At 31.1% G+C, this 14,066-nt stretch carries 13 protein-coding genes; all 13 read left to right on the plus strand.

Annotated features, from left to right (window positions below; translation table 11 throughout):
- Positions 1-319: 319 nt before the first annotated feature.
- A complete protein-coding gene (locus tag BUB51_RS09300) occupies positions 320-2,443 on the plus strand; it encodes a BglG family transcription antiterminator (protein ID WP_073197295.1) in 2,124 nt (707 codons plus the stop codon).
- A gap of 18 nt (positions 2,444-2,461) precedes the next feature.
- Positions 2,462-2,743 (plus strand): PTS sugar transporter subunit IIB, encoded by a 282-nt coding sequence (locus BUB51_RS09305; protein WP_035164893.1) that lies wholly within the window; start codon positions 2,462-2,464, stop codon positions 2,741-2,743.
- Between the two features lie 38 nt (positions 2,744-2,781).
- Complete coding sequence (locus BUB51_RS09310; protein ID WP_073197297.1) at positions 2,782-4,050, plus strand: PTS ascorbate transporter subunit IIC; 1,269 nt, start codon at positions 2,782-2,784, stop codon at positions 4,048-4,050.
- Positions 4,051-4,109: 59 nt separating this feature from the next.
- Positions 4,110-4,934, plus strand: a complete 825-nt coding sequence (locus BUB51_RS09315) for a transketolase (protein ID WP_035164898.1) — start codon at positions 4,110-4,112, stop codon at positions 4,932-4,934.
- On the plus strand, positions 4,934-5,875 hold the full coding sequence (locus BUB51_RS09320) for a transketolase family protein (RefSeq protein WP_073197298.1): 942 nt from the start codon (positions 4,934-4,936) through the stop codon (positions 5,873-5,875). Before BUB51_RS09315 ends, BUB51_RS09320 begins: the two co-directional genes overlap by 1 nt.
- A 1-nt stretch (position 5,876) precedes the next feature.
- Positions 5,877-6,140, plus strand: a complete 264-nt coding sequence (locus BUB51_RS09325) for an HPr family phosphocarrier protein (protein ID WP_035164902.1) — start codon at positions 5,877-5,879, stop codon at positions 6,138-6,140.
- 203 nt (positions 6,141-6,343) lie between these two features.
- Positions 6,344-7,207: an N-acetylmuramic acid 6-phosphate etherase gene (murQ, locus tag BUB51_RS09330; RefSeq protein WP_073197301.1), complete on the plus strand. Its 864-nt coding sequence runs from the start codon at positions 6,344-6,346 to the stop codon at positions 7,205-7,207.
- Between the two features lie 2 nt (positions 7,208-7,209).
- Positions 7,210-7,698: a PTS sugar transporter subunit IIA gene (locus BUB51_RS09335; RefSeq protein ID WP_073197303.1), complete on the plus strand. Its 489-nt coding sequence runs from the start codon at positions 7,210-7,212 to the stop codon at positions 7,696-7,698.
- Between the two features lie 46 nt (positions 7,699-7,744).
- Positions 7,745-8,479 carry a GntR family transcriptional regulator gene (locus BUB51_RS09340; RefSeq protein WP_035165280.1) on the plus strand — a complete coding sequence of 245 codons (735 nt, stop codon included), beginning with the start codon at positions 7,745-7,747 and terminating at the stop codon, positions 8,477-8,479.
- 106 nt (positions 8,480-8,585) lie between these two features.
- Positions 8,586-9,965, plus strand: coding sequence for an N-acetylglucosamine-specific PTS transporter subunit IIBC (gene nagE, locus BUB51_RS09345; RefSeq protein ID WP_035165028.1), 1,380 nt, complete (start codon positions 8,586-8,588; stop codon positions 9,963-9,965).
- A gap of 80 nt (positions 9,966-10,045) precedes the next feature.
- Positions 10,046-11,200: an N-acetylglucosamine-6-phosphate deacetylase gene (gene nagA, locus BUB51_RS09350; RefSeq protein ID WP_073197306.1), complete on the plus strand. Its 1,155-nt coding sequence runs from the start codon at positions 10,046-10,048 to the stop codon at positions 11,198-11,200.
- 32 nt (positions 11,201-11,232) lie between these two features.
- A complete protein-coding gene (gene nagB / locus BUB51_RS09355; RefSeq protein WP_073197308.1) occupies positions 11,233-11,958 on the plus strand; it encodes a glucosamine-6-phosphate deaminase in 726 nt (241 codons plus the stop codon).
- Between the two features lie 209 nt (positions 11,959-12,167).
- Positions 12,168-13,385 carry an IS256 family transposase gene (locus BUB51_RS09360; RefSeq protein WP_073197310.1) on the plus strand — a complete coding sequence of 406 codons (1,218 nt, stop codon included), beginning with the start codon at positions 12,168-12,170 and terminating at the stop codon, positions 13,383-13,385.
- Positions 13,386-14,066 lie beyond the last annotated feature (681 nt).

Raw genomic sequence — 14,066 nt, forward strand, 5'->3', positions numbered from 1 at the left:
ATGAGCCCAATATCAATATTAAGAGCAAGACGAATAATAAGGAACATAGAAAGGAAAGAGATGGAGAAGATAGCAAATCAAATAATAGACTTACCGACAGCAGAAGAAGTAGAGAAGTTTATAGATGAATTAGGATGGAATTTTAATAACTGAAGGGATTATACCTTCAGTTATTTTTGTATTAACCCTATACTTTGCTTTGGTGTAAAAGATAAATAAAAAATGTTTCAAAATTGCAGTATATTAGCTAACATTTATTGGACTTTTATTGATAGCATTAAGGGAATATAATTAAAAATAAAGAGAAGGATGATTGAATATGTTAGATAAGAGGAGTTGTGTTATTTTATTAAAGATAATTGAAAAAGACAGTCCGATAGTTGTGAAAACCTTATCACAAGAGTTAAATATTTCTGAAAGAACAATAAGATACAATTTGAATAAAATTGACGATTGGTTAAAAAGTAATGGATTAGCGCCTCTGAATCGAATACCGGGTAAGGGAATTTTTGCAAATCAAAAACAGAAAAAAATGATAAGAGATTTGCTTAAAAATATTGATACTTATTTCTATGTAAATTCGACAGAGGAGAGGAAGAAAATAATAGCTTTAAAATTATTAGAATCTTCAAAACCGATAACAATAAATGATTTAGAAAATGAATTACTTGTAAGTAAAAATACTGTGCTTAAAGAGCTTAAAGTATTGAGAGAGTGGTTTAAGGAGCGAGGAGTTGAATTAGTGAGCAAGCCTAGAATAGGTTATTTTCTTGAAGGTATGGAAAACATGAAGCGGAGAGCCGTAAAAGAACTTATGACAGAAATATTCGAAAAAGACATGGCAGTAGACATAATTAGAGCCATTAATGGGAGAGTTAAAGTCGATAGTGGGATATCTAAAGAAATAAAGAGTCTATTTAAAGACCTCGATATAAATTACATTGAAGCCTGTGTAAGATATACAGAAAAGTTATTAGAAAAGGAATTTACTTATGAATCCTATGTAAATTTAGTAACTCATATAGCTATTGCTATAAAGAGATTAAGAGACAATAAAGAGATTAAAATGTCGCCTTGTAATTTGAGTAAAATAAAAGAATTTACAGAATTTGAAGCAGCTAAAAGCATGGCAGAGAAATTAGAAGAAAAGTTTAATATAAAGATACCAGAAGATGAAATAGGTTATATAGCTATGCATTTAGTTGGGACAAAGGTGCAAAAAGACCTTAACAATCAGTATGAGAAAGAATCTATTTCAGAAATTGCATGTGATTTGATTAATAATTTTGAAAAAGAATTCAAAATTGTATTAAGCGATAAAAGTGGACTTATGAAAAATCTGATACTGCATTTAAGGCCAGCGGTGTATAGAATGGAATTTGACATAAAAATTCATAATCCGTTATTAAATGATATCAAAAATAGATTTAAAAGAGTATTTGATACTACTAAAAAAATAGTAAAAGATATAGAGAAAAAATATGATATAAGCTTTAATGAAGATGAAATAGGGTATATAGCAATGCATTTTGGTTCAGCACTTCATTTGCAGAGTAAATTCAAAGGAAGGAAATTTAATGTACTGGTGGTTTGTGGAAGCGGTGTTGGTACAGCAAAGCTTTTAGAAGCACAACTGAAAATTAAATTTCCACAGATTAATATAGTAGATACAATTTCTTCGTTAGATACTGATAAATATTTGAATAAGAATATAGACTTTTTAATTTCAACTATAGATATTGAAAGCAAATTTTTTAAAACAATAGTCGTTAGTCCTCTACTTAATACAAAGGACTGTCGAATTATACAGAACACTCTTAACATAACACAAATAGAAGATAGTTCTAATAATGTTGAAAAGGTTGTTTCTCAAATTATGAATTCAATATCAAATCACTGCAAAATTGAAAATTATGAGCAGTTATTAAATGAGATTATATATATTTTAAAAAATAAAACACAATTTATAAATGAGCTTGAAGGAGGTAAACCTATGTTAAATGAGTTAATTACAGAGGAGACAATAGCTTTAAATGTAGAAGTGAAAGATTGGAAAGATGCAGTATATAAGGGGGCTGAAATGCTATTAATCAAGGATTATATAGATAAGAGTTATATAGATGGAATAATTAAAAACATTCTTGAAATAGGGGCATATATTGTTATAGCACCGGGCATTGCATTACCGCATGCTAGGCCGGAATGTGGAGTTAAAAAGCTATCGATGAGCTTAATGACATTGAAAAATCCGGTTGAATTTGGGAATGAAGATAATGACCCAGTTAAGTTGGTGATAACGCTTGCGGCTATTGATAATGAAATGCACTTAAAAGCACTATCTCAACTTATGGGATTGTTAAATAATTCAGAGGATGTACAAGCTATATTTAATGCTAAAAATAAGAAAGAAATCCTCTGTATAATAGAAAAATATTCAAAATAGAAGGGAGGTGTAGGTAATATGAAGATATTAGTAGTTTGTGGAAGTGGATTGGGAAGTAGTTTTATGATGGAAATGAGTATTAAGTCAATATTAAAAGAAATGGGAGTTAATGCAGAAGTAACTCATACAGATTTAGGGTCTGCAAAAGCTGAAAAAGCTGATATTTATGTTGGTACAAGAGATATAACAAGTCAATTAGAAGGCATAGGTGGAGAAGTAATATCATTAAAAAGTATGATAGATAAAGAAGATATGAAGAGACAACTTGAAGAGACATTCAAAAAGTTAGGCGTTCTATAAGCTACTGTATAAGTGATAAAGATAAAGGGGGAAAAGCCATGTCGTTTTTTAAATTCTTGATGTACGATGTTTTAAGTGTACCGGCTGTACTAGTTGGATTAGTGGCACTAGTAGGTTTATTAGCTCAAAAAAAGTCAGCAACCGACTGTATTAAGGGAACAATAAAGACAATTATGGGCTTTATTATTCTAGGTGCTGGAGCAGGAGTAGTAGTAGGAGCATTAAATCACTTTTCAGAGATGTTTCAATACGGATTTGGTATTTCGGGTATAGTACCAAATAATGAGGCTATAGTGTCAATTGCCCAAAAGGCGTTTGGTAAAGAGATGGCATTAATTATGTTCTTTGGTATGATTGTCAACATTATTATTGCTAGATTTACTAAATGGAAATATATATTTTTAACTGGTCATCATACATTGTATATGGGTATTATGATAGCTGCTATATTGGCAGCAGGTGGAATGTCAGGAGTAAGTTTAGTAGCGGTAGGTTCTTTAATATTAGGTTCTGTAATGGTATTTTTCCCAGCGATTGCACAGCCTTTCATGAAGGATATAACTGGTACAGATGAAGTTGCATTTGGACATTTTGGTACCACAGGATATGTGATTGCTGGTCTAATAGGTAAATGGTTTGGAAATAAAGAAAAATCAACAGAAGAAATGGAATTGCCAAAAGCACTTTCTTTCTTAAGGGATACACCAGTTGCTATAGCATTCACAATGGGTATAATCTTTATCATATCGGCAATTGCAGCAGGAAAAGAGTTTACAGAAGGTTTAAGCGGAGGACAAAATTATATTGTATTTTCAATAATTCAAGCAATTACATTTGCAGCAGGAGTATTTGTAATACTTCAAGGTGTTAGAATGGTTCTTGCAGAAATAGTTCCTGCATTTAAAGGTATTGCAGAAAAATTAGTACCTAATGCAAAACCTGCATTAGACTGTCCTGTTGTATTCCCATATGCTCCAACAGCAGTGCTTTTAGGATTCTTATCAAGTTTCGCAGCAGGAGTTATAGGAATGTTTATACTAATGGCGCTTGGGCTACCTGTAATCATTCCTGGAGTTGTACCTCATTTCTTCTGCGGTGCTACAGCAGGTGTATTTGGTAATGCTACTGGCGGAAGAAGAGGAGCTATACTTGGAGCATTTGTACATGGACTTTTGATAACATTCCTTCCAGTGCTATTAATGCCTGTACTTGGAAATCTAGGTTATGCTAATACTACATTTAGTGATGCCGACTTCGGCGTTGTAGGTATATTATTAGGAAATATATTAAAAATATTTGTTCATTAATCAAAGTAAAAGAGAGAGACAATTCTCTCTCTCTTTCTTTTAAAGAAGGAGGAAATTATATGGATATCAAACATTTGCAGCATAAAGCCATGCAAATCAGAGAAGAAGTCATAGATTATGCATATAATCTAGGGAAGTGTCATATTGGAGGGGCACTATCAACCATAGAAATATTAACAGCACTATATTATGATGTCATGAAGATAGACCCTCTAAATCCAAAACTTGAAGATAGAGACAGATTCATACTCAGCAAGGGACATGGGACTTTAGGATTATATACTATATTAGCGGATCTTGGATTTTTCTCTAAAGATCATTTATGTACATACAAAAAAATGGGTTCAATCTTACAAGGTCATCCTCATACACTAAAGACACCGGGAATCGAAATGAGTGCAGGTTCATTAGGACAGGGAATATCATTTGGCGTTGGAAAGGCTTTAGCATTAAAATTAAAAGGATTAAATAGCAGAGTTTATGTATTAGTTGGAGATGGAGAGCTTGAAGAAGGGCAAAATTGGGAGGCTATTGCATCGGCTTCTCACTTTAAATTGGATAATCTATGTGTAATAGTAGATAACAATGGCTTGCAATTAGATGAAACTGTTGTAAATGAATTGAGTTTCAGCAATTTAGGAGATAAATTTGCATCATTTGGATGGAATGTTAAAACAATAGATGGTCATGATATTAAAGAAATCGTGGAGAGTCTAAAAGAAAGAAGAGATAACCAGAAACCTATTGCTATAATAGCTAATACTGTTAAAGGAAAAGGAGTTTCTTTTATGGAGAATGAGATAAGCTGGCATTGTAATAAGATGACAGATGAGCAGTACAGAATTGCTAAAACAGAATTAAAGAAATTCAGGGAGTTGGTATAATGATGAAATCACCTAGAGATGTTTTTGGAGATGCATTAGTAGAGCTTGGTGCTAAAAATGATAATATCATAGTCTTAAATGCTGATTTAGCATCTTCTACAAAGACTATTAAATTTCAAAAAAAATATCCTGAAAGACATTTCAACATGGGGATATGTGAGCAAAATATGATGTCAGTTAGCGCAGGTTTAGCTAGTGAAGGGTACATACCGATAGTGAGTACGTTTGCGGTTTTTGCAACAGGTAGAGCATATGATCAGATAAGACAATGTATAGCATATAGTAATAATAATGTAAAGATTGCAGCTACACATCCGGGGCTAGCAGTTGGCGGTGATGGAGCTACACACCAAGCATTGGAAGATATTTCGCTGATGAGGACAATGCCGAATATGACTGTATTAGCACCATCTGATGAAGTTGAGACCAAAAAAGCTATTGAAGAAGCGGTAAAATATCATGGACCAGTCTATATCAGAATTGGTAGAGCTGAAATGCCTAAACTTCATAGAGATGATTATGATTTTAAGATAGGAAAAGGAGAAATTTTAAGAGAGGGTACAGATATTACTGTTGTCAGTCATGGGATTATGACATATTTTTCATTACTTGCTGCAGAGCAGTTGAGTAACGAAGGTATAAGTTTAGAAGTAATAAATATGGCATCTATTAAACCGATAGACAGAGATTTGATATTGACTTCCATTAAAAAGACTAAAGGGATAGTTACAATAGAAGACCATAGTATATATGGTGGATTGGGCAGTGCAGTTGCCGAAGTTGTAGTAACAAATGATCCAACTCCTATGGAAATAATCGGTGTAAATGACGTTTTCGGCGAATCTGGAACAGCAGACGAATTATTTAAAAATTATGGATTAGACGTTAAATCTATTAAAGAAAGGATAAAAGAATTTTTTGAAAAATTGGAGGAGGAATAATATGCAAAAGGTACAAGTAGAATTAAAAAATGAAACAGGACTACATGCAAGACCAGCAAGTATATTTGTAAAAGAAGCAACAAAATATACATCAGATATAAAAATCATGAAAGACGACAAAAAATACAGCGCAAAAAGCATAATGGGTATATTAAGTTTAGGAGCAGGAAAAGGAGATAAATTAACAATAATAGCAGATGGAGAAGATGAAAAGCAGGCAGTAGAAGCACTTAAGGCATTAGTAGAAAATAATTTTGAGAAGTAGAAGGAGAGAATATTAGAATAAATCTTAATAACTGAAGGCATTATGCCTTCAGTTATTTTTAATTGAGATTTTTAAACTTATATTTGACAAAAAGAATAAATACATATTATAATATAAATACAAATTGGTATATACAACATAACAATAATACAAATATATAACAACAGGATAAGACTTTAATATGAAGGAAGGTTGATGAGGATTTGAGTGATATAATCGTTGAAGGTAGAAATGTTAATACACTGAATATTGATAAATTGTCTACTCTTGGAATAATAGAAAAAATAAATGATGAAGATAAAAAAGTTGCTTATGCAGTTGAAAAGGAGAAGAATAATATTGCTAAAGCTGTGGATTTAATTGTAGAAAGTTTTAATAAAGGTGGAAGGTTGTTTTATGTAGGTAGTGGTACCAGTGGTAAATTAGGAGTACTTGATGCATCTGAGTGTCCTCCTACATTTGGAGTGGATGATTCTATGGTTCAAGGTATTATATCAGGAGGAGAAAAGGCATTAAGTGGATGGTTAGAATACACAGAAGATGATGAGAAACTAGCGATTGAGGACATGGAGAAAAGAAAGGTGAATTTCAAAGACGTTGTAGTTGGGATAAGTGCTAGTGGCAATACTCCTTATGTTATAAAAGCGATTGAATATGCTAAAAAAGTTGGTGCTAAAACTGTAGGGCTTATATGTAATAGTAAAGGGAAATTAAGAGAGATTTGCGACATTACTATTTGTGTAGAAGTTGGACCAGAGGTAATTATGGGTTCTACTAGAATGAAGGCAGGAACGGCTCAAAAGATGGTTTTAAATATGCTTAGTACTGCATCTATGATTAAAATAGGAAAAGTTTATAGCAATCTAATGGTAAACGTTAGACCTATAAACAAAAAGCTTAGAAAAAGGGTAGAGGAAATCGTTTATTTAGCGACAGGAGCAGAGGAAAAAGTAATTAAAGACGTTTTAGAAAAATGTGATTATAATGCTAAATTAGCAATTATTATGATTAAGAAGAAAGTGAATTTAACAGAAGCTAAAAATTTAGATAATCATGGAGGGGATTAAACATGTTTAAATTTTTAAGGAAGAACAAAAGCAAAAATATTTTGGCACCTATGATTGGAAAAGTAATAGATATTGAAAATGTTCCAGATGAAGTTTTCTCACAGAAGATGGTTGGAGATGGGGTAGCTATTGAGCCTACTGATGGAATTGTTGTTGCGCCTTGTGATGGGAAGATAATACAGTTATTTCCTACAAATCATGCCGTAGGTATAGAAACAAAAGAAGGCTTGCAAATACTTATCCATATAGGGATAGATACTGTAGAACTAAAGGGAAAAGGTTTTAAAAGTTATGTAACCAAAGGTGATTATGTAAAAATTGGCGATAAATTGCTTGAGGTTGATTTAGAATATTTACAAGAAAATGGGAAATCGATTATAAGTCCTATAGTTATAACTAATATGGAGTTAGTTGATAGTTTAAACAAAATAAAAGGATTTGTAAAGGCTTCTAATGATTCAATAATGGAGATAAAATTAAAAGCTAAATAAGTACCATTATAAGTAATATTAAATAGATGAATTTGGGGGGATATTTTTGAGAAAGGTATCAAAGCAAAATCCTTTACCTTTATATTATCAATTAAAAGAAATAATTCAGGAAATGATAGAAAATGAAGAATTAAAACCGGGAGATCCTGTACCTCCTGAAAGAGAATTGTGTGAAATTCATGGTATAAGCAGAATGACTGCTAGAAAAGCAATAATGGCATTAGTAAATGAAGGAATATTATATAGAGAACAAGGGAAAGGGACATTTGTTTCTGAACCTAAAATCAATCAGCAGCTTTCACAATTAAAAGGTTTTACAGAAGAGATGGCTGAAAAGGGGTTAAGAGCAACTACCCAGATATTATCATTTAAAATAAAAGAAGCTACTAAAAAGATTAAGAATCATTTAAATATGGATGAAAAGGATAATAAAGTTATAGAAATAAGAAGATTGAGAATAGTAGAAGATGAACCTTTTTCTATTGAGATTGTATGGATACCATTTAATATGTGTCCAGATTTAAAAAAGGATGTGCTAGAAGGGAAATCGCTTTACAAGATTTTTAAAGAAAAATACGGCTATACTTTAGATTATGCTAAACAAACAATAGAACCTATAATGTTAAATGAATATGAAAGGGATTTATTAAAATTAGATAAAAAATCACTAGCATTATTATTTAGAAGGAAGACGTATTTAGATGACGGCAGAGTTATTGAGTATACGAAAGCCATTTATAGAAGCGATAAATATAAATATGAAATTGTACTGAGATCATAAATACTAAATAATGTAAACGTTTTTTATGAAATAAAGTTTGATGTTGAAGGAAAAATGAATTTTATAATTTTTCTTAAATATATAAAAAATTAAAGGAGGAAAGAAAGTGAAAAATTCATTTGGTAAACTTCAAAAAGTTGGTAAGGCTTTGATGCTACCAATAGCTGTATTACCAGCGGCAGCATTATTACTTAGATTAGGTGCTGCTGACATATTAAATATTCCTTTTATTATGAAAGCTGGAGAAGCTATATTTAGTAATCTTGCTTTATTGTTTGCCATAGGTGTTGCTGTTGGACTATCTTTTGATAATGCTGGAGCAGCAGGCTTGGCAGGTGCTGTTGGTTATCTTGTTTTAACAAATGCTATAGTTACCATTAATCCAGATATAGATATGAGTGTACTTGCAGGTATGATTTCTGGTATTGTAGCAGGGGTCTTATATAATAAATTTCATGATATTAAATTACCCGATTGGTTAGGTTTTTTTGGAGGTAAAAGATTTGTACCTATTGTTACAGCTGCTACAAGTATAGTATTAGCACTTATTTTTGGTTATATATGGCCTCCTATTCAAAATGGTATTCATGCAGCTGGTGAGTGGATAATAGGAGCTGGAGCTATAGGAGTATTTGCTTTTGGAGTATTAAATAGATTATTAATACCGGTTGGATTACATCATGTAATTAATAGCTTTATTTGGTTTGTATTCGGTCAATATGGAAATGCAACAGGAGATTTAAATAGATTCTTTGCTGGAGATCCAACTGCAGGCTCATTTATGGCAGGTTTTTATCCGATATTTATGTTTGCACTTCCTGCAGCGGCTTTAGCAATGATTACAATGGCTAAACCTGAAAACAGAAAGGCAATTAGTGGGGCAATGATAAGTGTTGCAGTTACATCTTTCCTTACTGGTATAACTGAACCAATAGAGTTTATATTTATGTTTTTAGCTCCAGTTTTATATGTAACACATGCTATACTTACTGGTTTATCATTAGCTATAGCACATATTTTAGGTATTAAACATGGTTTTGGTTTTTCGGCTGGAGCTATAGATTATCTCTTAAATATGGGAATAGCTACAAAAGGTTGGTTATTAATACCTATTGGTCTAGGTTTTGGATTAATTTACTATCTAATCTTTGTTTATGTAATCAAAAAATTAAATTTACCAACTCCAGGTAGGTTAGATGAAGAAAATGGTTCAATAGATAGTGAAATAACAAATAATGGGTTATCCCAAATAGCATCAGCATATATAGAAAAACTCGGAGGAATGGAAAATATTGAAGAAATAGATGCTTGTATTACAAGACTTAGATTAACATTAAAAGATACTTCTATAGTTGATGATGCAGAACTAAAAAAACTAGGAGCATCTGGTGTACTTAGACCTAATAACAAAAATATGCAAGTTGTTGTAGGTACTAAGGCTGAAATAATAGCAGATGCAATGAAAAATTTAATAGCTAAAAAATAAAGCTAAGTTCTAGAGATTAGCAAAGACATGGTAGCTTAATTTGCTACCATGTCATTTTGTCGAAAGAAAGGACGATAAACATGAAAAAAATATATGGCCTTATTAATGGGAAGATAATATATAAAGACTCAATTATAGAGGATAAAGTATTGATATTTAACGAAAAAATAATTGATATTGCAGATTTGCAAAATATAGACAGATATGAAAACATAAATTTAATAGATGTTGAAGGAAAATTTATATCGCCTGGTTTTATTGATATTCATATACATGGTGCTGGTGGAAGCGACATTATGGATGGCACCATGGAGTCAATAACAAACATTAGTAACACCATAGCAAAAACTGGAGTTACAGGTTTTCTGCCAACTACAATGACTATGGATAAAGATACTATATATGGAGCGCTAAATGTAGTAAGACAAGCTATGTATTTAGATATTCAAGGAGCAAAAGTATTAGGAGTGCATATGGAAGGTCCTTTTATAAATGAAAAATATAAAGGTGCTCAAAATGCAAAATATATTTTAAAACCTGATTTTGAGTTTATTAAAGAGTATCTAGACATTATTAAAATAATCACACTAGCACCAGAAATGGATAAAGAATATAGATTTTTACAAAAAATAAAAGAATATAGTGATATAACTCTTTCTATAGGGCATTCTAATGCAACCTATGATGAGGCAAAAAAAGCTATCAAGAATGGGATAAAACATGCTACTCATCTTTTTAATGCAATGACTCCTATGCACCACAGAGCCCCCGGAATAGTAGGTGCGGTTTTGAGAAGCAATATTACATGTGAATTAATAGCAGATAAAATTCATGTACATCCAGCTATTTTTCAGATACTTATAGATGTAAAAGGTATAGAGAATTTAGTACTTATAACCGACTCGATGAGAGCTGGATGCATGAAAGATGGTATATATGAACTAGGAGGCCAAAAAGTAATAGTAAAGAATGGTTCAGCAAGATTAGAAGATAACACATTAGCTGGAAGTATATTAACGTTAAATAGAGCAGTGAAAAATGTATTAGAGAATACCAGTATTAAACTATATGAGGTTGTCAAATTAGTTACACAAAATCCAGCTAAAGTGATAGGAATAGAAAAAGATAAGGGTAGTCTTGATATAGGTAAAGATGCGGATATAACAGTTTTTGATGAAGATTTAAATATATATTTTACTGTTGTAGAAGGTAAAATTGTTTTTAATAAACTTTAATTGAAACATTGATGTGAAAGGAAGGTGGAACTATGAAAGTATTGATTGTAAAAGATTATGAAGAAATGAGTAGAAAAGCGGCAAACATAGTAGCAAGTCAAATCATATTAAAACCGGATAGTGTTATAGGACTTGCTACAGGAGATACACCAAAGGGAATGTATAGAGAATTAATAAAACTTTATAATAATGGAGATATAGACTTTGCCAATATAAAGACATTTAATTTGGACGAATACTATGGCCTGCCAAAAGAAAATCCACAAAGCTATCATTATTATATGATGGAAAACTTATTTAAGCATGTAAACATAAAAAAAGAAAATATACACATTCCAAATGGAATGGCGGAAAACATAGAAAAAGAATGCGAAGAATACGAAAAAAAGATACAGCAGGCAGGAGGCATAGATTTACAGGTTCTAGGAATTGGAAGAAATGGGCATATAGGTTTTAATGAACCAGATTTAAAATTTGAGGCTAAAGCTCATCTAGTTGAGCTTGATGAAGATACAATAAAAGCAAATTCTAGGTTCTTTAATTCAATACAGGAAGTTCCTACTAAAGCTATAAGTATGGGAATAAAGACTATAATGCATGCCAAAAAGATTGTTCTGCTTGCTTCTGGGAAAGAGAAGGCAGAGGCTATATATAAAGCAGTTAAGGGTGAAATTACACCTAAAGTACCTGCATCTGTATTGCAATTACATCCGGATGTCATCCTTATAGCCGATGAAGAAGCGGCTTCGTTGTTATAGATTTAATAAATGATTAGTTTAAACAGATAAAATATTAACGATATAAGACCAGCTAATAAAAGTCAAGAGTTAATTTAAAGTTTTTTGAACCTTGAAAAAGAGTATAGCAAACTAAGCAGTAATGTAAAAAAATTTGTGCTTAAGTGAAATAAAAACTTCTTTCTGGCAAGAATCAACAAATAAAATCAAAACCAGAAAGGAGTTTTTCAATGAGTACATTAAAAAAAGAAACATTAAGAGAAATGATTAGAGAGGGTAATTTAACTACAGCACAAGACCTTCACTCATTTCTAAAAGACCTTTTTAAAGATGCACTTCAAGAAATGCTTGAAGCAGAATTAGAAGTAGAACTAGGTTATGCTAAAGGAGATAGAAAAAATAAACAAACAGATAATCGAAGAAATGGATATACAGATAAGAAAGTAAAAACTCAATTTGGAGAAATGCAAATAGAAGTCCCAAGAGACAGGAATGGAGAATTTGAACCGATAGTAGTACCTAAAAATAAAAGAGATATATCAGGAATAGAAGAAAAAGTAATATCCCTATATGCAAGGGGAATGACAACAAGAGATATACATGATCAAATAAAAGATATATATGGAATACAAATATCAGCTGAAATGGTAAGTAAAATAACAGACAAACTATTACCCCAAATACAAGAATGGCAAAATAGACCACTTGAACCAATTTACCCATTTGTATTTATGGATGCTATACACTATAAAGTAAGAGAAGATGGACAAATAAAAAACAAAGCAGCTTATGTAGTATTAGGGATAAATTTAGAAGGATTTAAAGATATATTAGGAATTTGGATAGGAGAAAGTGAATCATCAAAATTCTGGTTAGGAATATTAAATGAACTAAAAAACAGAGGTGTTAAAGATATTTTAATATTTAGTGTAGATGGTTTAACTGGTCTAAAAGAAACAATTGGGGCTTCATTTCCTAAATCTGAAATACAAAGATGCATAATACATCAACTTAGAAATTCATTTAAATATGTACCATACAAAGACTTAAAAGAGTTCACAACAGATTTTAAAGAAGTATATACAGCAGTCAATGAAGAAACAGCATATTCCAAGCTTCAGGAAATAGAAGAAAAATGGGGTAAAAAATACCCCTTTGCAATAAAAAGCTGGTATGCTAACTGGGAAGTATTATCGCCTTTCTTTAAATTTACAGCAGAAATTAGAAGAATAATGTATACTACAAACATCATAGAAAGTCTACATAGACAATTTAGAAAAGTTACAAAAACAAAGACTATCTTTCCTTCAGATAAAGCTCTATACAAAATACTTTATTTAGCGAGTCAAAATGTGATGAAGAAATGGACTGTTCGTTATAAAAACTGGGATATAGTAATTAACCAATTAATGATATTCTTTGAAGGAAGGATAGAATCATATCTTTAAAGAAAACTTATAACTTCAAATTCAATCTAAAATCATAATCATGTGGATAATGTTTTTAATTTTAATCTTAATAAGAAACAAACTCTTTCCATTATAAAAATTATTGCCAAAATTATACGGTTTTATGTATATTACCATATAATTTTGGCAACTATAAAAGTGAGTTTAAAAGTTATTTATTATATCTAGTTAATTATTTCTTGTCAGATTGGAGTTTAAAGCACAAAATTATTTACAGACTCATTAGAATAGATTAATGGGACAGATAATCCGTCCTCAGGTTGATGACAAACCCACGATTTTTTTATATCGTGGGTTAAATTTTATTAAGCAACTAATTCAATTTTTCTAAAATAATTTCGCTTTTGATATTTTTGACACCAGTTTACAAGATTAATTAAGCCACAAAGTCATTGTATATAAAGTTTTTAACGCATTTGGAAACTACAGAATAAATTTTTCTATTTTCGAGCGAAGATACGAAACTATCAAAAATTAATTCTTTTATTACTCTTTCTGAAATCATTCGTTTTATAACTTGTGGGCTTTCAAATTTGTAATCAGAAAATCTATTACTGATAAAGGGTAATACTGAAACAAAAGTAAAACTTATAGCTATTAAGTTTATAAATCTTCAGAAATTTAGCACTTGAAAATTTTTTAGGGCGATAGCCCGTTGAT

Origin of the sequence: Caloranaerobacter azorensis DSM 13643 (assembly GCF_900129995.1) — a bacterium.
GTDB lineage: Bacteria > Bacillota > Clostridia > Tissierellales > Thermohalobacteraceae > Caloranaerobacter > Caloranaerobacter azorensis.

Bases quoted from the DNA above. Each gene is read 5' to 3' on its own strand.
- BUB51_RS09300 (WP_073197295.1), top strand. From the start codon at position 320: ATGTTAGATAAGAGGAGTTGTGTTATTTTATTAAAGATAATTGAAAAA.
- BUB51_RS09305 (WP_035164893.1), top strand. From the start codon at position 2,462: ATGAAGATATTAGTAGTTTGTGGAAGTGGATTGGGAAGTAGTTTTATG.
- BUB51_RS09310 (WP_073197297.1), top strand. From the start codon at position 2,782: ATGTCGTTTTTTAAATTCTTGATGTACGATGTTTTAAGTGTACCGGCT.
- BUB51_RS09315 (WP_035164898.1), top strand. From the start codon at position 4,110: ATGGATATCAAACATTTGCAGCATAAAGCCATGCAAATCAGAGAAGAA.
- BUB51_RS09320 (WP_073197298.1), top strand. From the start codon at position 4,934: ATGATGAAATCACCTAGAGATGTTTTTGGAGATGCATTAGTAGAGCTT.
- BUB51_RS09325 (WP_035164902.1), top strand. From the start codon at position 5,877: ATGCAAAAGGTACAAGTAGAATTAAAAAATGAAACAGGACTACATGCA.
- BUB51_RS09335 (WP_073197303.1), top strand. From the start codon at position 7,210: ATGTTTAAATTTTTAAGGAAGAACAAAAGCAAAAATATTTTGGCACCT.
- nagA (WP_073197306.1), top strand. From the start codon at position 10,046: ATGAAAAAAATATATGGCCTTATTAATGGGAAGATAATATATAAAGAC.
- nagB (WP_073197308.1), top strand. From the start codon at position 11,233: ATGAAAGTATTGATTGTAAAAGATTATGAAGAAATGAGTAGAAAAGCG.
- BUB51_RS09360 (WP_073197310.1), top strand. From the start codon at position 12,168: ATGAGTACATTAAAAAAAGAAACATTAAGAGAAATGATTAGAGAGGGT.